The sequence below is a fragment of the Streptomyces sp. AN091965 genome (assembly GCF_022698285.1).
Taxonomy (GTDB): Bacteria; Actinomycetota; Actinomycetes; order Streptomycetales; family Streptomycetaceae; genus Streptomyces.
Window position 1 is genome coordinate 7,227,582 of the sequence record NZ_JALDMY010000001.1, and the last position, 17,171, is coordinate 7,244,752.

Genomic DNA, 17,171 nt, shown 5'->3' on the forward strand with positions numbered 1-17,171 from the left:
TCAACGCGCCCGTCGCACCCCCGCGTTGCCGCCAGGACCGGGCCGGGCGGCAGCACCCGGCCCGGCCTGGCCGCCTCAGGAACCGTCCGGCGCCGGAGGCGTGACCTCCGGCGCCCGGGGCGTGCGCGTCGGCCGCACCGCGCGCCCCCGGCCCCACCGCAGCCACGCCGCGCCCAGGAGCGCCACGCCCGCCACGAACGGCAGCGCCGCGCCCAGGGCGACCGCCGCCCAGCGCAGCATCGTCACGAACGCGCCCCAGCCGCCCGCCAGGGCGTCCACGACGGTCGGATCGTCGTCGTCACCGGCTCCGCCGCGCCCGGCAGGGGACTCGGTGAGCGTCAGCGTGACGGTGGCGAGCGCCGTGCGGTCCTTGAGCGAGGCCTGCCGCGCGAGCAGCGCCTCCAGATCCGCCTGACGGGTGCTCAACTCGCCCTCCAGGGACACGATGTCGCTGATCTTCGTGGCCTTGTCCATCAGCTCCCGCACCCGCGCCACGCTCGCCCGCTGCGTCCTGACCCGGCTCTCGACGTCGACGACCTCCTCGGTGACGTCCTCGGCCTTGGCGGTGCGCGACAGGAGCTTGCCCGTGCCCGCCAGGTCGGTGAGGACCTGCGCGTACCGCTCCTGCGGCACCCGAAGCACCACGCGCGAGCGCTCCCTGCCGTGCCGGTCGCGGTCCGTGGTCTCGTCGCCGACCAGGCCGTCCGCCTCCGCGGCCACCGCGCGGGCCCGCTCCAGGGCCTTCGGCACGTCCCGTACGCGCACGGCCAGCGACGCCGTGCGGATGATGTGCGGGCCCTCGGCCCGCAGCCGCCCGGACGGCTTCTTCGCCCCGGCCCCCTTGCCGCCGGGCGCCGCCGCCCTGCCGTCACCGGCGGCCCGGTCGGCGCCGCCCGCCCCCTCGGAGAACCCCGCGTCGCCGTCGCCCCGCCCGGCCCGGGCCGCGTCGCCGCCCGACGCCTTCCCGTCGTCGCCGCCGCCCGCGCCGCACCCCGTGAGCGCGAGCGTCCCCGCGAGCAGCGCGACGGCCAGCGCCCGCACGCCCCCGCCTGTCCTGGCCCTGCGCATGTCGTACCCCCGAGCTCGTCGTGACTGTGCCCCTACGACGGCCCTGACGCCCGGGGCGTTCGGCCCGTACGGTCCCGAAGCGGTCCCGGCGCGGTCACGAACGGGACTCGCCCCGGCGGGAGACGGCCGTCGGACGCCCCGAGGCCGTCTGAGACAGTGGGGGCATGCGCGCAACGGATCACTCGGCAGGTCAGGGACACGCAGGCCAGGAACGTTCGGGACAGGCGACCCACGTCGTCGTGGTGGGCGGCGGCATCGCCGGGCTCGCCGCCGCGCACCGGGCGCTCGCGGCCGGGTGCCGCGTGACCGTCGTCGAGGCCTCCGACCGCGTCGGCGGCAAGCTGCTCCCGGGCGAGATCGAGGGCGCGCGGGTCGACCTCGGCGCCGAGTCGATGCTGGCCCGCCGCCCCGAGGCGGTCGCGCTCGCCCGTGAGGCCGGGCTCGGCGCCGCGCTCCAGGCACCCGCCACCGCGAGCGCCGCGCTGTGGACGCGCGGCGCCCTGGTGCCCATGCCCAAGGGCCATGTGATGGGCGTGCCCGGCGACCCCTCGGTGCTCGCCGGGGTGCTGTCCGAGGACGGCCTGCGGCGCGTCGCCCGGGACGCGGAGCTCGCGCCCACCGAGGTCGGCGAGGACGTCGCGGTCGGCGCGTACGTGGCGGCCCGGGTCGGCCGCGAGGTCGTGGACCGCCTGGTCGAGCCGCTGCTCGGCGGGGTGTACGCCGGGGACGCCTACCGCCTGTCGATGCGCATGGCCGTGCCGCAGCTGTACGAGGCCGCGCGCACCCACGGCTCCCTGCTGGACGGGGTCCGCGAGATCCAGGCCCTGGCCGCCGCGCGCCGGCAGACGGGACCGGTGTTCATGGGCATCGCGGGCGGCGTGGGCCGGCTGCCGCTCGCCGTCGCGGACGCCGTCCGCGCGCGGGGCGGCGAGATCCTCCTGGGCACCTCCGTCCAGGCGGTGCGCAAGACGCCCGACGGCTGGGAGGTGCGCGCCGCGGACCGGCTGATCGCGGCGGACGCCGTGGTCCTCGCCGTCCCCGCCCCGCACGCCGCCCGCCTCCTCGACCCGGTGTCCCCGGGGGCCGCCGCCGAGCTGCGGGCCGTCGAGTACGCCTCCATGGCCCTGATGACGCTCGCCTATCGGCGCGCCGACGTGTCCCTGCCCGAGGGCAGCGGCTTCCTCGTGCCGCCCGTCGAAGGACGCACCATCAAGGCGTCCACGTTCGCCTCCCAGAAATGGGGCTGGATCGCCGAGGAGAACCCGGACCTCCTCGTCCTGCGCACCTCGGTGGGCCGCTACGGCGAGGAGCAGGACCTCCAGCGCGACGACGACGAACTGATCGACGTCTCCCGCGGCGATCTGCGCGCGGCCGTCGGCCTGACCGCGCGGCCCGTCGCCGCCCGCGTCACGCGCTGGCACGACGGCCTGCCCCAGTACCCCGTCGGCCACCACGCGCGCGTGGCCCGCGTCCGCGCCCACGTGGGCCGCCTGCCGGGCCTGGCCGTCTGCGGGGCCGCGTACGACGGCGTCGGCATCCCCGCCTGCATCGCCAGCGCGTACGCCGCCGTCGACCAGCTCAGGGGCGACTTCTCCGGCGTCGAGGAGCTGATGGCCCACCCGGTGCAGAGCCTCCACGGCGGCGCGGGACAATAGCCGCATGAGTGACGACGCCCCCGCCAAGATCCCGAACGCCGGCAAGAAGGCCAAGGACCTCAACGAGGTCATCCGCTACACCCTGTGGTCCGTCTTCAAGCTGCGCGACGTCCTGCCCGAGAGCCGCCTCGGGTACGCGGACGAGGTCCAGGAGCTGTTCGACAAGCTGGCCGCCCAGGACGTCACCGTCCGCGGCGTCTACGACGTGTCGGGGCTCCGCGCCGACGCCGACATCATGATCTGGTGGCACGCGGAGACCAGCGACGAGCTCCAGACCGCGTACAACCTCTTCCGCCGCACCAAGCTCGGCCGCGCCCTGGAGCCGGTCTGGTCGAACATGGCGCTGCACCGCCCGGCCGAGTTCAACAAGTCGCACATCCCGGCGTTCCTCGCCGACGAGACGCCGCGGAACTACGTGAGCGTCTACCCCTTCGTGCGCTCCTACGACTGGTACCTGCTGCCCGACGAGGACCGTCGCCGCATGCTCGCCGACCACGGCAAGATGGCGCGCGGCTACCCCGACGTGCGCGCCAACACCGTCGCCTCGTTCTCGCTCGGCGACTACGAGTGGCTGCTGGCCTTCGAGGCCGACGAGCTGTACCGCATCGTCGACCTCATGCGTCACCTGCGGGCCTCCGAGGCCCGGATGCACGTCCGCGAGGAAGTGCCGTTCTACACCGGCCGCCGCAAGTCCGTGGCGGACCTGGTGGAGGGCCTGGCGTAACCGCTTCGCTCACCGCCGGGCGGCCCGCGGCCCGCGCGTCTTCGCCCGGGTCGTGGGCCGCGGCTCCGGGTGCGGCGCGCACTCCGCGTGCCGGTCGGGCAGGCGGCCCTCCAGCAGGTACGCGTCCACGTAGCGGTTGACGCAGGCGTTCGGGCCGCCCGCGATGCCGTGGGTGCCCGCGCCGCGCTCGGTCACGAGGACCGAGCCGAAGAGCCGCTCGTGCAGTTCCCTGGCGCCCGCGTACGGCGTCGCCGCGTCCCGCTCGGCGGCCAGGACCAGCGTCGGCGGCAGGGCGCCCGCCGGGGCCCACACGTCCACCGGCCGCTGCCGGGGCGCGGGCCAGTAGGCGCACGGCAGGTTCATCCAGGCGTTGTCCCACGTCTCGAACGGGGCCGTGCGCGCCAGGTCCGTGTTGTCGCGGTCCCACACCGCGAAGTCGGTGGGCCAGGAGGCGTCGTTGCACAGCACCGCGGTGTACACGGCGTTGCCGTTCTCCTCCTCGGCGGCCGCCGCGGGCCGGGGCCCGGCCTGTGCGACCAGCGGCCGCGGATTGCCCTTGAGGTACTGCGACAGGGCGGTCGCCCGCATCGGCCAGTAGTCGTCGTAGTACCCGGCCTGCAGGAACGCCGAGTGCAGCTGGTCGGAGCCGACCGTGCCGCCCGCGGGCTCGCGGGTCACCGCCGCCCGCACCTTGTCGTAGGCGCGCGCCACGGCGTCGGGCGTCGCGCCCAGGCCGTACGTCCTGTCGTGCTTGGCCACCCACGCCCGGAAGTCGGCCCAGCGCCGCTCGAACGCGGCGGACTGGTCGAGGTTGTTGGCGTACCAGACCTGCTCCGGGTCGGGGTTCACCGCCGAGTCGAACACCATGCGGCGCACGTGGTCGGGGAACAGCGTCGCGTACACCGCGCCGAAGTACGTGCCGTACGAGGCGCCCATGAAGGTCAGCTTCTCCTCGCCGAGCGCGGCGCGCAGCACGTCCAGGTCCCGGGCGTTGTTGAGCGTGGTGTAGTGCGGCAGGGCGGCACCGGCCCGCTCGGCGCAGCCGCGCGCGTACGCCCGCGCCCGCTCGATCCGCTCGGCCTTGACCGCCGGGCCCGGGTGGACCGGCGAGTCCGTGGGCGCCTTCGTGAACTCCTCCGGGTCCTGGCAGGACAGCGGCGCGGAGCGGCCGACGCCGCGCGGCGCGTAGCCGACGAGGTCGTACGCCGCCGCCAGGCGCCGGAACTCCGGCAGGCCGCGGACCAGCGGGAAGTACATGCCGGACGCGCCGGGGCCGCCCGGGTTGAAGACGAGTGCGCCCTGCCGTGCCACCCGGTGGCCGCCCGCCCTGCCGGTGGCCTCGGCGCGGCTGACGGTCAGTTCGATCTGCTCGCCGTCGGGGTCCGCGTAGTCGAGCGGGACCCTGACCGTGCCGCAGCGCACGGACGGCGGCAGGCCCTCCGCCGCCGGGCAGGCCCCGAAGCGGACGCCCGCGGCGCGGGCGCGCTCGGCGGCGACGGCGGTGCCCCGCTCCTCCCGGGTGGGCTGGGGGAAGGGGTGCGCGGGGGCGGCGACGAGGGCGGAGAGGACCAGGGACCCTGCGGCTCCGTACAGGACGGCTGCGGCTGCTCTCATCGCGGTTCTGGGCCCTTTCGCACAAGAAAGCCATGAAGTGTGACGAAAGGGATGTTTCGCTCAGCGGTTGGCGAAGTAAAGCACCGGTCCGCCGGTGTCGGCTCAATGACCCTGTTGGCGCGTGGACCGGTAGCCGTCGAGGTTCGGGTCCCGGTGCGAGAGCGCGGCGCGCAGGCCCGGGTCGTTCAGGGCGCGCACCCCGCGCACGGCGAGCGCCGTGAGGTCGTCGCGCGAGGGCACCGCGCCGAGCAGCCGCTGCCCGGCGGGCGACGCCCAGCGCGAGGCGGGCACCTCGAAGCGGGCGATGGCCAGACAGCTCAGGGTGAGCAGCAGCGGCAGCGCGAACCACACCGCGACCGGCAGGTCGTCGCCCTGCCCCTGGCCGGGGAGCAGCGTCGCGCACGCACCGAGCACGGCGACCGCGGCCGCCGCGGCCCGCACCTGCCGGAGCGCGCCCGCGATGCCCGACCAGGAGCCGTCAGGGACGGCGAGCCCCGCCGCGACCAGGCGGTCGGCGAGGGCCCGCACCGCGTCCGCGGCGGCCGTCGCCCGGCGCACCGGGGGGATCCGGGACTGCCCGCCGGGGCCGATCGCGCCCAGGACCGACCGCTCCATGTCGTCCTGGGCGTCCCGGGCGTCGCCGCCGACCGGGCCGACGACCGTGGCCCAGCCGGTGTGCGCGAGCAGCAGCCGCCGCCGTCGCGCCATCGAGACCAGCGCCACGTCGGCCACGCGGCCGGGGCCGCCGGACAGGAACGCCGCCTCGTACAGCGTGAGGCTCCGCGTCGACCGGGGGGTCCTGGCCTCGGCGGCCGCGGCGTGCACGGCGGCCAGGCACAGCCGCCCGCAGGACAGGGCGGCGACGGTGCAGGCGAGGAGGAGCAGGGGAACCCAGAACATGCCGGTGTTTCTATGTGAACCTCCGGTGACGGCGCCAGCGGAATTCCACGATGTGGACGAGGATCACAGGGCTCAGGGGCGGGGCCTCGGCCGGGACACGGCGGGCGGCAGCGTGAAGCTCGGCGTCGGCGTCACCGGCGACGCCGCGGGCGGCGAGCCGTCCACGGGGCCCGGTGGCGCGGGCGAGCGGGTCGCGGGCCGCGGGCCCGAGGTCGCGCCGTCGCGGGCGATCCGGTCGAAGTCGACGAGCCCGGTGGCCTCCAGGACCTTGATGTGGTCGAGGACCGTGGTGTTCGCGTCGTCGGCGAGGGCCCGCACCAGCGAGTTGCGGGTGCCCGCGCGGACCTGGGCGACGAGGGCGAAGACCTTGCCGTGCGCCAGCCGCAGGACGTTCGCGAACGTCTCGTCGTACGCCGCGCCGCGCGCCGCGCTCAGCTCGGCCAGCCAGCGCCGCTGCTGGGCCGTGGGCTGGCTGGGCAGTTCGAGCCGCAGCTGCGCCGCGACCTCGCGGACGCGGGCGTCGAGGAAGGTGTGCCCCTCCACGAGGTGCTCGCCCGCGGTGTGCACGGCCTGGGTGGTGCCGCGCTCCTCGGCCTGCTGTCCGGCGGGCAGCTCCCACAGGCCCGCGAGCCGCACCTTGGTGACGAAGTCCCGGTCGAGCGCGGACAGAGGGCCGAACTCGGTCGGCTCGGTCTGCGCGTTGAGCGCGTCGAGACCGGTGCCGGACCGGTCCTCGTAGGACCACACCGGAAAGACCAGCGCGGCCAGGGTGACGACGAGCCCCACGAGCACGAGCCCGCTGCCGCTGATGAGCCCGCGGCCTCGGGTGAGTCCGCCGCCCCGGACGAGTCCGCCGCCCGGGGTGAGTCCGCCGCCGCGGACGAATCGGGATCGCATGAAGCCTCCTGTAGCGCCTGTGCACGCTAGTGCGTGCCGGAGGCCGGGGGCCGCGATACCGCGCGAGGTACGTCAACGTCCGTACGGGGGCGTGCACGTGGGGCGGTCGTGCGCGCCCGTGGGATGCGGCAGGGGCGGTCGCGGGGGCACGTCGGGGGCGCCCCCCGCGACCGCCCGGTGTCCCGCGGTCAGTCGCCTCCGCCGCCTCCACCGCCGCAGCCGCCCCCGCAGCCCGCCCCGCAGCCGCCCGTGCCGCAGCCGCTCCCGCCGCTCCCGCAGCCGGAGCCGGACCCGTCGCGGCTGTCGCCCTCGCCGTCGCGGTTCGCGGTGCCGCAGCTGGGGCCGCCGCAGCCGGTGCCGCCCGCGCACCAGGCGACGGGGGCGCCGGTCCACAGGGCGGTGGCCCCGAAGGGCGCGGGGGAGGCGGCGACGGGCACGGCGGGCGGGTGGCCGACGCGCAGCCGCCGTGCCTGCGCGAGCTGCTTGCGCAGCTCGGTGTCCGCGACGCCGCGCAGGCCGCGCGCGGCGACCGCGTGCGCGGCACCCCGCTCCTCCTTGCGGGTGCGGACCCGGTGCAGGCGCAGCGCCACGCGGCCGCGCGCGGTCGCCCGGTCCCTGGCCACCCGGGAGCAGAGCACCCCGACGGCGCCGCCCAGCAGCACCACGAGGACCACTTGGAGGTCGGAGAACGCGGAGTTGGACCTGCCGACCGAGGACGTCGTGGGCAGGACGAGGCCGAGCGGCACGCCCGCCGCGCACAGGACCAGATGCGCGGTGATCCGGCGCCGCCAGGGCCGCAGCGGGCCCGGCGGCACCATCAGACCGCGGGCGGCGAGCCCGTCCCCGAGCCCCTGCACGGCCGGGGCGCGCATCACCGCGGCGCGCAGCCAGTGCAGGGCGCCGCTGGGCGCGGTGGCGTACGTCGCGAGCACCGCGGCCTCCACCGGGTGCCGGGCCGCGGCGCCCGGGGCGACGCCGGCGAGGCCGGGGTGCGTGACCAGGAGGCGGCCGTCCTCGTGCAGGGCGGCGAGCGCGGCGTCGGCGACCCGGCCGGGCCCGCCCGCGAGGAACGCGGCCTCGTACGCGTCGTCCAAGGAGCCGTGCGGCGGTTTCGCGCGGCCGTGCCCCGGGCGCCGCCGGGTCAGGAAGACCCCGGCGACGACGGCGGCGCACGAGGCGGCGACGAGCAGGACGTAGCAGCCGGCGAGGGCCTCTGCGGCCGCGTCGGACAGGGCGGTCTGCGTCAGGTGGGTGCGGTGCATGGCTGATCCCCCGGGAGCGGTGTGTGCGTGTGGGGCGCCGTGTCAGCGGAGCGCCTGGCTCCGGCGCAGCGCGAGCCGCGCCGTGCGCAGCCAGCGCGTCACCGGACGGCCCTCCAGGGGGCGCGGTCCCGAGCGGTCCAGCCACCAGTGGGTGAGGCGGCCGCGCGCCGCGGCGTCCTCGGGGCGGCCCGCGAGCAGGAGCTGCTCGGCGAAGGACAGGGCGTCGCGGCGGTAGCCCGCCGTCATCGGACGCCCCGCCGCGTAGGCGCGGAACTCGCTCCGGTACGCGTCCCCGAGGATCTCCGGCAGCTCGGGCGCGACCTTCGCCACGACGTCCGCCCGCTTGGCGGCGAGCGCCCGGCTCTGCACACCGAGCCGCACCCGGTCGAAGCCCTCCGGCGCGGGCGTCCCCGCGACGAGCGCGGACAGCAGCGACGTCTGCGCGAGGGCCACGCGCTCGCGGGCGGTGGCCAGGGCCTCGGCGTCCGGGGCTTCGGCCGGGGCCTGCGGGGCCGCGCCCGCGCCGGGGAGGAGCCCGGCGCCGAGGCCCCCTGGCCCCGCCGCCTTCGCCACCGTCGCGCGGATGACGTCCAGTTCGCGTTCGAGCTCGCCCGGCGCGGGGAAGTTCTCGTCCCGCTCCAGGAGCACGCCCGGCGGGTCCGTGCGCGCGGCCAGGTCGGCGAGGACGTCGAGGACCGGCTGCGGCACGGGGTGCGCGTGGCTGTCGTGCCAGACGCCGTCCCGCTCGAAGCCGCCCGCCACGTGCACGTACGCGAGGGCCTCCAGGGGCAGCTCGGCCAGCGCCTTCGCGGGGTCCTCGCCGCGGTTCACGTGGTTGGTGTGCAGGTTCGCCACGTCGATGAGCAGCCGTACGCCGGTCCGCTCCACCAGCTCGTAGAGGAACTGCCCCTCCGTCAGCTCCTCGCCCGGCCAGGCGATCAGGGCCGCGATGTTCTCCACGGCGAGCGGCACGGGCAGGGCGTCCTGCGCGATCCGGACGTTCTCGCACAGCACGGCGAGCGCGTCCCGGGTGCGCGGCACCGGCAGCAGGTGCCCCGCTTCGAGCTGCTGCGAGACGGTGAGCGGCCCCCCGGCCCGGACGAAGGCGATGTGCTCGGTGACGAGCGGCGCGCCCAGGGCCACGGCGCGCTCCGCGAGCGCGGCGAGCCGCGCCTCGTCGGGCCGGTCGGCGCCGCCGAGCCCGAGCGAGACGCCGTGCGGCACGACCGTGACGCCGCGCTCGCGCAGCCGCGTCAGGGACTCGGGCAGATGCCCCGGGCAGACGTTCTCCGCCACGACCTCGACCCAGTCGATGCCGGGCATGTCCTCCACGGCGTCCGCCATCTCCGGCCGCCAGCCGATCCCCGTACCCAACCGCACCATGATTCCCCCCGTGTCCTTGGTCCTTCGCTCCGTGACGCGCCTTTGCATCCTCCTTCGACGCCGGAGTCATGACCGCGACAGGGCTGCCCGAACCTTCTGATCAGCGGGTTCAGAGCTACATTTGAGGTTCGGGCCGGTCGGTGTTGACGGTGCCGGGGGCCCCGGGCGAGGGCCGTGAGGTGCCGGAGACGTCGCCGCTCGGACCGGCGGGGGCGGGCTCCGGGGGCGTGCCGCCGGGCGCCGGGGGGCCGGTGGGGCTCGCGGTGGCGGTCGCGGCGTTGCCGTCCGCGATGGCGTCGAAGTCGACGAGGCCTGTGCCCTCCAGCATGGTGATGTGGTCCAGGACGGTCTGGTTGGCGTCCGAGGCGAGCTGGCGCACCAGCGAGTTGCGGGTGCCGTCCCGCACCTGGGCGATCAGGGCGAACACCTTGCCGTGCGAGACGCGCAGCAGGTTCGCGAACTTGCGCTGGTACGTCTCGCCGCTCGCCGCGGTCAACTCCTTGAGCCAGCCCTGCTGTTGCTCGTTCGGCTGGTTGGGCAGCTCCACGCTCAGCTGCGCGGCGACCCCGCGCACCCGCTGGTCGAGGTCGGTGTGCCCGACGATCAGGTGGTCACCGGCCTCCTTGACGGCCTTGGTGGGCGCGCGCTCCACGGCCTGCTGCCCGGCCGGTATCTCCCACAGCCCGGCGAGCCGTACCTTCACGAGGAAGTCCCGGTCGGTGGCCGACAGCGGGCCCCAACGCGTCGACACGCTCCCGGCGTCGAGGTTCGCCTCGCCCGTGCCGGAGCGGTCGGCGTACGACCACACGGGGAACGCGAGCGCCCCCACGGTGACGACGAGGGCCGCGATGATCAGGGCCGTGCCGTTGATGTGCCTGATGGGCATGGTGCGCCGCAAGGTGCCTCCCGGGCCGCAACGGAACTGCTGACCAAGCCACTTGGTGGTACGGGAAGGTACGGGAGGGGTGGGCGGGGTGTTCACGACTGGCCCCGGCTGTGACGGGAGTCACGCGCCATGCCGGAGCCTCGCCGGTACGGGCCTCGGAGCCTGTGGGAACTCGACAGCGCCGCCGGGGTCTTTTCGTACCCGGTCGCACTCGTCCGCGTACGGGCCGTTCGGCTGGAATCTGACGCATGGCCGAAACGCCCGGTGAACCGAGCGCCGCCCTCCGTGCCAGGGGCCCGGCGGGGCCCGACTGCCCGCTGCGCGCCGAGGCCGTGCGGCTGCGCGACGAGGCGACCCTGCGGGTGCGGCGCGCGGACCGCAGAGCGCTGTGGTGGGCGGTGGTCGACGTCGTCCTCGGCTTCCCCGCGGCGCTGCTCGCCGGGGTCTCCGGCGCCGCGGGCCTCGCCACCGCGGACGCGCGCGTGCCCGCGGCCTTCCTCGCGCTGTTCTCGGCGGGCCTCGCCGCCGGAGCGGGCTTCCTGCGCAGCGACACCCGGTGCGTCGCCAACAAGCGGGCCCGCAAGGCCTGGGCTGCCGTACAGGACGAGGCGGCCATCGCCCTCGCGCACGACCGCGTGGACGACGACACCATGCGCGCCCTCGTCGAGAAGCGGCAGACGGCCCTGTCGGCGTACGAGGGCGAGGACTGCGCGGGGTAGCCCGGCGGGGCCCGCCGACTGGCCGGGTGCCCTGCGGCGCGGGGCCCGGCCGGCCGGCGGCCACCGGGCACGGGCTCCGTCGTGCCGGTCAGCTGCCCCGCAGGGCCGGGTGGTCGGCGACCACCGTGCAGGAGCCGGGGGCGATCTCCGTGTAGCCCGCGTCCCGGACCACCGGCAGGCCGCTCGTGGTCAACTCCCGCCAGCGGGACGGCGGCGCGGTCCGCACGGCCAGGGCGAAACCGGCGTCCCGCCACGCCGCCCGGTCCGCCGCCGTCAGGTCCCACCAGGCGAGCTGCGCGCCGTGCCCGGCCTGCGCCATGGCCTTGCCCGCCGACATCGTCACCTCGGGGTTCAGCCAGAGCACCGGCGTGCCCGGCTCCGGGTCCAGGGGCGGCTCAGGGTCGTCCAGGTCCGTGCCCGACACCTGGAGGCGGGCCAGGTCCTTGGGCCAGCCGTCCAGCGGGACCGGCGGATAGGCGCGGACCTCCGCCGCCTTGCCCGCGACCGTGATGCCGTCCAGGGCCTCCGCGCGGCGCCACTCCGCGCCCCGCGCCCTGCGCACCACCTTGCGGATCCGGGCGTCCTGCCAGTCCCGCATCGCCTCGGCCCACGCGCCCTCGCCGAGGGACCGCTCGTCGCTGAGGATCGTCAGGACCGCGCGCGCCGCCGTCTCCAGGGCGTCCGTACGCGCCGGGGGAGCCGCCCGCTCGATGCGCGCCACCAGGGGCAGCACGAACTGCGGCGCCTGGTCGCGCTCGCTGGGCTCGGCACGGAAGGGACTGTCGGCCTGGGGTTCGTAAGCACTCACCGAACCAGTCTGCCAGGGACGCCCGACAGCGCCCGGGGCCGGTGCGCGAGGATGGGCGCATGGGACGCACGGGGGGCATCGGCAGTGGAACCACGGACTTCGCGCTACGACTCGACGGCGCGGGCCGCCGCTACGGCCTGCGCGGCCCCTGGGTGCTGCGCGGCGTGACCCTCGGCGTGCGCGCCGGGACCCTCACCCGCGTCCAGGGCGCGAACGGCACCGGCAAGTCCACGCTCCTGCGGCTCCTCGCCCGCATCGACGCCCCGACCGAGGGCCGCGTCCACGGCCGCCCCCGCACCGCCTACGTGCCCGAACGCTTCCCGGCCGCCCTGCCGTTCACCGCGGCGGGCTACCTCACGCACATGGGCCGCGTGCACGGCCTGAGCGGCGCGACGGCGGCCCGGCGCGCACACGCGTGGCTGGAGCGCTTCGACGCCGCGGGCCACGCGGGCACCCCCCTGCCCGAACTGTCCAAGGGCAGCAGCCAGAAGGTCGCCGTCGCCCAGGCCCTGCTCGCGGAGCCCGGCCTGCTCGTCCTCGACGAGGCGTGGACGGGCCTGGACACGGCCGCCCGCGACGTCCTCGACCGCGCCGTCGCCGAGCACACGGCCACCGGCGGCGCCGCCGTCTTCGTCGACCACGACCCGCGACGGCTCGCGGGGCTGCCGGACGAGACGTACGAGACGACCGGCACGGGCGTGCACCGCCGCGCGGAGCAGCCCGCGCAGGACCCGGCGGCCGCGGGCCCCGCCGTGGTCATCGAGGTCCGCGGCCCGCACGGCGCGCCGCTGCCGCCCGGCCTCCCGGGGACGGCCGACGCGGGCCCGGAGCCGGACGTCCGGCGCCTGGTGGTCGCGGAGCCGCACTCGGACCTGGTCCTGCGCGCCCTGCTCACGGCGAGCCCGCCCTGGCACGTCGTCGGCGTACGGGCGGCGGAGGAGCGGCGGTGACGGCGGCCCTGCTGCGGTACCAGACGGCCCTGCTCCTTCGCTCCCAGCGCTGGCTCGCGCCGGTCATCCTCTACGCGGTGTTCCTCGCCGTCGGCGTCCAGGGCGGGCAGCCCGTGCTCGACTCGCTCGCGTACGCGGCGGCGGCCCTGCTGCCCGTGACGGCCTGGCTGGCGCGGATCTGCGTCACCAACGAACCACCCGCCGCGCGCGGTTGCACGGCGGCCGCCGCGGGGCCCGGGCGCGCACACCTCGCCGCGCTGCTCACCGCCTTCCTGGCGGCGAGCGCCCTCGGGGCGGCGGCCGCCGCGGCCGTCGCCGTCATCAGCGACGCGGCGAGCACCGACCACCAGACGGCCGTGGCGCGCGGGCCCGCCGCCGCGGCGGGACTCCTTGCGATGCTGGTCAGCGCGCTGCTCGGCACGGCCGTCGGGGCCCTGACCAGCAGGCCGCTGCTGCGCTCGCCGGGGCGGGCGGTGCCCGCGCTCCTGCTGGTCGCGCTCCTGGCCCTGGTGACCACGGGATCGCCCGCCAAGGCGGTCCTCACCGACCTCACGCGCGGTTCGCGCGAGGGCACGGTGCCGCTGCCGGTGGGGGCGGTCGCCGCGGCCCTCGCGGCGGCCGCGGCGGCGGTGGCCCTCGCCTGCGGGGCCTGCGCGCGCCGGGAGTGAGCCGGGCCGTTCAGCCGCCCTGGCCGTGGGCGCGGGCGGCCCCGATCTGCTCCGACACGCGGACCAGGCGGAAGCCGCGCTCGCGGAGCTCGGGGACGATGCGCCGGAGCGCGCGCTCCGTGGCCGGGGCCGCGCTGCGCGTGCAGTGCAGCACCACGACCGAACCGGGGCGCACCTCCCGCAGGACCTGGCGCGCCACCGCGTCCGGGTCCGTCGCGAAGGCGTCGCCGCTCACCACGTCCCACTGCACCGCCGTGACCCCGGCCGGGGCCAGGGCGCGCAGGGCGGCGCGGTCGTAGCAGCCGCCGGGGAAGCGGAAGTACGGCACGGTCCGGGTGACGCCCGCCCGCCGGAAGGCGGCGAACGCGCGCTCCACGTCGGCGCGCACGCGGTCGCGGGGCAGCGTGGGCAGGCCGTAGCAGTCCGCCGTGAAGGCGTAGTGGCTGTAGGAGTGGTTGGCCACCTCGAAGAGCGGGTCCCGGCCGATGGACCGGGCCTGCGCCGGGTACTCCTCGGCCCAGCGGCCCGTCATGAAGAACGTCGCGGGGACCTTGAGGCGGCGCAGCGTCGCGACGAGCGCGGGGTTGTCGAACCGCTCGCCCCCGGTGGCGCGGGGGCCCTGGCCGGCGGTCATGTCGGCGTCGAAGGTGAGGGCCACGGCGGGCCGCGCCCGCTCGCCGGGCGCCCTGCTGAACACCGGGGTCAGGCCCTGCGGGCCCGGGGCGAGGGTGGGCGGGGCCGCGCGGTGGGCGGGGGCGGCGGGCCGCTCGGGCCGGGGCGCGGAGGCGGGGGTGCCGGGGGCGGTGCCGCAGGCCGTGAGGGCGGCCGCGGCGAGGGTGAGGAGGGCGGTCCACTTCCGGGTACGAGTGATCACACGCAGGACGGTATCGGCATACAAGCGGTAAATCGGGTAAGTGAGAGGTGTCGTCGCGGGGCCCGTTTGGCCTGGTGGGCACGGTGTGCCATCGTCCTGAGGGCGTCCATCGGCGCCCAGGGGAACCCGAGGAGTTGACGAGGCACCGATGTCCGAGACGCCCGACATCAGCTGGACCGAGCCCGCGGGGCCCGAGCCCGGGACCGTTCGCGGAGCCCGCTGGCACTCCGAGAGCGGCGCCGCCGCTCCCAAACGGGTGATCGCCGCGGACGACCGGATGAAGGCCGACAAGGCCTACCGCCTGGTCTGCGAGGGCACCGCGCTGCTGTGGCGCGGTGACTACCAGGGCGCGCGCCAGCTCCTGAAGGCGCTGGGGCGGCGCCTGGACCGCCTCGCCCCGAAGCCGGGGGCGACCCCCGCGGAGACGTTCCACCGGCACCGCCAGTCCCGGGGCCACCGCGCCCGCGTGCTCGGCATGCTCCTGGTCGTCCTGGAGGACGACCACGCGCTCGACCTGCGCCGCGCCCCCGACGTGCGCCGGGCCTGCGCGGAGGCGTACGGCCCGCCCCAGGGGCGCACGGTCGTCTCGCTGCGCGAGCTGCTCGGTGTGATCGGCGCCCACGAGTGGCGCAAGAAGGGCGTGGAGATCCCCGCCGTCGGCGGCCGCATCCACCCGCACTACGGAGTGTTCTCGCCGATCCGCGGCGAGTACGTCGACCTGGTGGCCACGGCCCCGCTGCCCGCGCCCGCCCTCCTGGCGACCGGCACCGCCTTCGACCTCGGTACCGGCACCGGCGTCCTTGCCGCCGTCCTCGCCCGCCGCGGCGTCGGCCGGGTCGTCGCCACCGACAGCAGCCCCCGCGCCCTCGCCTGCGCCCGCGACAACGTGGAGCGGCTCGGCCTCACCGGCCGCGTCGAGGTCGTCGACGACGGCGCGCTGTACCCGCAAGGCCGCGCCGCGCTCGTCGTGTGCAATCCGCCCTGGCTCCCCGCCCGCCCCACCTCGGCCGTGGAGCAGGGCGTGTACGACCCGGACAGCGCCATGCTGAAGGCGTTCCTCGCCGGGCTCGCCGCGCACCTGGAGCCCGCGGGCGAGGGCTGGCTGATCATCTCCGACCTGGCCGAACACCTCGGCCTGCGCGGCCGCCAGGAGCTCCTGGACGCCTTCGACGCGGCGGGCCTCGGCGTCGTCGACCGGCACGACGCCAAGCCCCGGCACCCGCGCGCCTCGGACCCCGGCGACCCGCTGCACACGGCCCGCGCCGCCGAGGTCACCTCGCTGTGGCGGCTCGCCCCGGCCGGCTAGCCGCTCGGCGCTGTCGCCGGGCCGTGGCCCTCCCGCGCCGCTCCGGCGAAGCGCTACCCGTGCCAGGGGCCCGTCACGGCGAACGTCGTCCCCGGCGTGTAGCAGTTCACGTACATCGTGCGGTGGTCGGGGGAGAAGGTGACGCCCGCGAACTCGCCCCACTCGGGATCCTGCGGGGTGCCGATGTTCTTGGCGTTGCGGGCCATCGCGTAGACCCGGCCGCCGCGCGTGACGCCGTACACGTACTGCGCGCCGCCGCCGTCCTCGCACACCATCAGGCCGCCGCTGGGGGTCAGGCAGATGTTGTCGGGGGACTCGCCGGGCAGCTGGACGTCCGTGTCCGGGCCGAAGACGATCACGAGGGTGAGGCAGCGCCGCGCGGGGTCGTAGCGCCAGACCTGGCCGTAGTGGTCGCCCGCCGAGCCCTCCGCGCTGCGCGCGAAGCTGGAGACGAAGTAGACGCAGCGGCCGCCCCAGTAGCAGCCCTCCAGCTTCTGGGCGTGCGTGATGCCCTTGGGGCCGAAGTCCTGGTTGCGGATGGGCGTGGAGACCGCGAGCGGGTCCGGTACGTCGACCCACTCGACCCCGCGGAAGGATGCGCCGGTCTCCTGGACCGCCGACAGGTCGGGCAGGCCGGGCACGCGCATCGCCTGGAGGCGGCCGCCCGCGCGCAGCGAGCCCCTGCCGCCCTCGGGCCGGTCCGGCAGGAAGCGGTAGAACAGGCCGAACGGCTTCTGGAAGGCGTCCTCCGTCTCGTACACCACACCGCGCCACGGGTCGACCGCGATCGCCTCGTGCTGGAAGCGGCCCATGGCCGTCAGCGGGACGGCCCCGGTGCGGCGCGGGTCGACGGGGTCGACCTCGAAGATGAAGCCGTGGTCCTTGGTGTAGCCGTTCGTCCCGGCCTTGTCCTCGGTCTCCTCGCAGGTCAGCCAGGTGCCCCAGGGGGTCGGGCCGCCCGCGCAGTTGACGGCGGTGCCCGCGATGGCGACGCGCTCGCCGAGCACGTCGTCGTCGCGGTCGAGGGCGAGCGCCGTACAGCCGCCCTTGGCGGCCGGGTCGTAGGTCAGGCCCTTGACGGTCGGTACGCCGATCTTCGCGCCGACGCGGTTCTCGTGGTTGCGCACCAGGTGGACGCCGCCGCGCCGGCCGCGGAAGGCGGCCATGCCGTCGTGGTTGCTCGGCACCCTGCCCTCGCCGGAGCGCAGCGGGTCGCCCTCGCGGGACAGGACCTTGTAGCGGAAGCCCTCGGGCAGGTCGAGGAGTCCGGCCGGGTCGGGCACGAGCGGGCCGTAGCCCGCCCTGCCCTGGGCGGCCGCGGTGGCCGTGCCCGCGAACAGCTCCGAGAGGGCGCCGGTGAAGGCGATGGACGCCCCCAGGGCGCCGGTGCGGGCGAGTACTTGACGTCTGGTCGCGCTGGGTCGTGTCGCGGACATGGGGCAACCTCCTGCTGGCGG

The 17,171-nt window shown here is 76.6% G+C and carries 16 protein-coding genes; 6 read left to right on the forward strand and 10 right to left on the reverse strand.

Annotated features, from left to right (window positions below):
- Positions 1-75: 75 nt before the first annotated feature.
- Positions 76-1,068, reverse strand: coding sequence for a DUF4349 domain-containing protein (locus tag MQV74_RS30850; protein ID WP_242725082.1), 993 nt, complete (start codon positions 1,066-1,068; stop codon positions 76-78).
- Between the two features lie 164 nt (positions 1,069-1,232).
- On the opposite strand from MQV74_RS30850, the gene hemG reads away from it, so the two are divergent.
- Both hemG and hemQ read left to right on the forward strand, forming a co-directional pair.
- Positions 1,233-2,723 carry a protoporphyrinogen oxidase gene (gene hemG, locus MQV74_RS30855; RefSeq protein ID WP_242725085.1) on the forward strand — a complete coding sequence of 497 codons (1,491 nt, stop codon included), beginning with the start codon at positions 1,233-1,235 and terminating at the stop codon, positions 2,721-2,723.
- Positions 2,724-2,727: 4 nt separating this feature from the next.
- Positions 2,728-3,447 carry a hydrogen peroxide-dependent heme synthase gene (hemQ, locus tag MQV74_RS30860; RefSeq protein WP_138962332.1) on the forward strand — a complete coding sequence of 240 codons (720 nt, stop codon included), beginning with the start codon at positions 2,728-2,730 and terminating at the stop codon, positions 3,445-3,447.
- 9 nt (positions 3,448-3,456) lie between these two features.
- Here hemQ and MQV74_RS30865 read toward each other — a convergent pair whose 3' ends face one another.
- The 6 genes from MQV74_RS30865 to MQV74_RS30890 form a co-directional block, all read right to left on the reverse strand.
- Positions 3,457-5,061, reverse strand: coding sequence for an alpha/beta hydrolase (locus tag MQV74_RS30865; protein WP_242725089.1), 1,605 nt, complete (start codon positions 5,059-5,061; stop codon positions 3,457-3,459).
- Between the two features lie 102 nt (positions 5,062-5,163).
- The gene (locus MQV74_RS30870) at positions 5,164-5,961 is read right to left on the reverse strand and encodes a TIGR04222 domain-containing membrane protein (protein ID WP_242725092.1); all 798 of its coding nucleotides are present in this window, start codon (positions 5,959-5,961) and stop codon (positions 5,164-5,166) included.
- 72 nt (positions 5,962-6,033) lie between these two features.
- The gene (locus MQV74_RS30875; RefSeq protein ID WP_242725095.1) at positions 6,034-6,858 is read right to left on the reverse strand and encodes a DUF4142 domain-containing protein; all 825 of its coding nucleotides are present in this window, start codon (positions 6,856-6,858) and stop codon (positions 6,034-6,036) included.
- A gap of 188 nt (positions 6,859-7,046) precedes the next feature.
- Positions 7,047-8,120, reverse strand: a complete 1,074-nt coding sequence (locus MQV74_RS30880) for a TIGR04222 domain-containing membrane protein (protein WP_242725098.1) — start codon at positions 8,118-8,120, stop codon at positions 7,047-7,049.
- Between the two features lie 42 nt (positions 8,121-8,162).
- Positions 8,163-9,503 (reverse strand): DUF692 domain-containing protein, encoded by a 1,341-nt coding sequence (locus tag MQV74_RS30885; RefSeq protein ID WP_242725101.1) that lies wholly within the window; start codon positions 9,501-9,503, stop codon positions 8,163-8,165.
- A 115-nt stretch (positions 9,504-9,618) separates the two neighbouring features.
- Positions 9,619-10,383, reverse strand: a complete 765-nt coding sequence (locus tag MQV74_RS30890) for a DUF4142 domain-containing protein (RefSeq protein ID WP_242729246.1) — start codon at positions 10,381-10,383, stop codon at positions 9,619-9,621.
- 254 nt (positions 10,384-10,637) lie between these two features.
- On the opposite strand from MQV74_RS30890, the gene MQV74_RS30895 reads away from it, so the two are divergent.
- Positions 10,638-11,108, forward strand: coding sequence for a hypothetical protein (locus MQV74_RS30895; protein WP_242725104.1), 471 nt, complete (start codon positions 10,638-10,640; stop codon positions 11,106-11,108).
- A gap of 88 nt (positions 11,109-11,196) precedes the next feature.
- On the opposite strand, the gene MQV74_RS30900 is transcribed toward MQV74_RS30895, so the two are convergent.
- Complete coding sequence (locus tag MQV74_RS30900; RefSeq protein ID WP_242725107.1) at positions 11,197-11,916, reverse strand: peptidyl-tRNA hydrolase; 720 nt, start codon at positions 11,914-11,916, stop codon at positions 11,197-11,199.
- Positions 11,917-11,975: 59 nt separating this feature from the next.
- On the opposite strand from MQV74_RS30900, the gene MQV74_RS30905 reads away from it, so the two are divergent.
- On the forward strand, positions 11,976-12,866 hold the full coding sequence (locus MQV74_RS30905; protein ID WP_242725110.1) for an ABC transporter ATP-binding protein: 891 nt from the start codon (positions 11,976-11,978) through the stop codon (positions 12,864-12,866).
- Positions 12,863-13,534 (forward strand): ABC transporter, encoded by a 672-nt coding sequence (locus MQV74_RS30910; RefSeq protein ID WP_242725114.1) that lies wholly within the window; start codon positions 12,863-12,865, stop codon positions 13,532-13,534. Before MQV74_RS30905 ends, MQV74_RS30910 begins: the two co-directional genes overlap by 4 nt.
- Positions 13,535-13,544: 10 nt before the next feature.
- Here MQV74_RS30910 and MQV74_RS30915 read toward each other — a convergent pair whose 3' ends face one another.
- A complete protein-coding gene (locus tag MQV74_RS30915; RefSeq protein ID WP_242725116.1) occupies positions 13,545-14,408 on the reverse strand; it encodes a polysaccharide deacetylase family protein in 864 nt (287 codons plus the stop codon).
- Positions 14,409-14,556: 148 nt separating this feature from the next.
- Between MQV74_RS30915 and MQV74_RS30920 the strand changes: the two genes are divergently transcribed.
- Complete coding sequence (locus tag MQV74_RS30920; RefSeq protein WP_242725119.1) at positions 14,557-15,714, forward strand: methyltransferase; 1,158 nt, start codon at positions 14,557-14,559, stop codon at positions 15,712-15,714.
- Between the two features lie 53 nt (positions 15,715-15,767).
- Here the strand turns inward: MQV74_RS30920 and MQV74_RS30925 are convergent, their stop codons facing one another.
- On the reverse strand, positions 15,768-17,150 hold the full coding sequence (locus MQV74_RS30925; RefSeq protein ID WP_242725123.1) for an alkaline phosphatase PhoX: 1,383 nt from the start codon (positions 17,148-17,150) through the stop codon (positions 15,768-15,770).
- Positions 17,151-17,171: the final 21 nt, after the last annotated feature.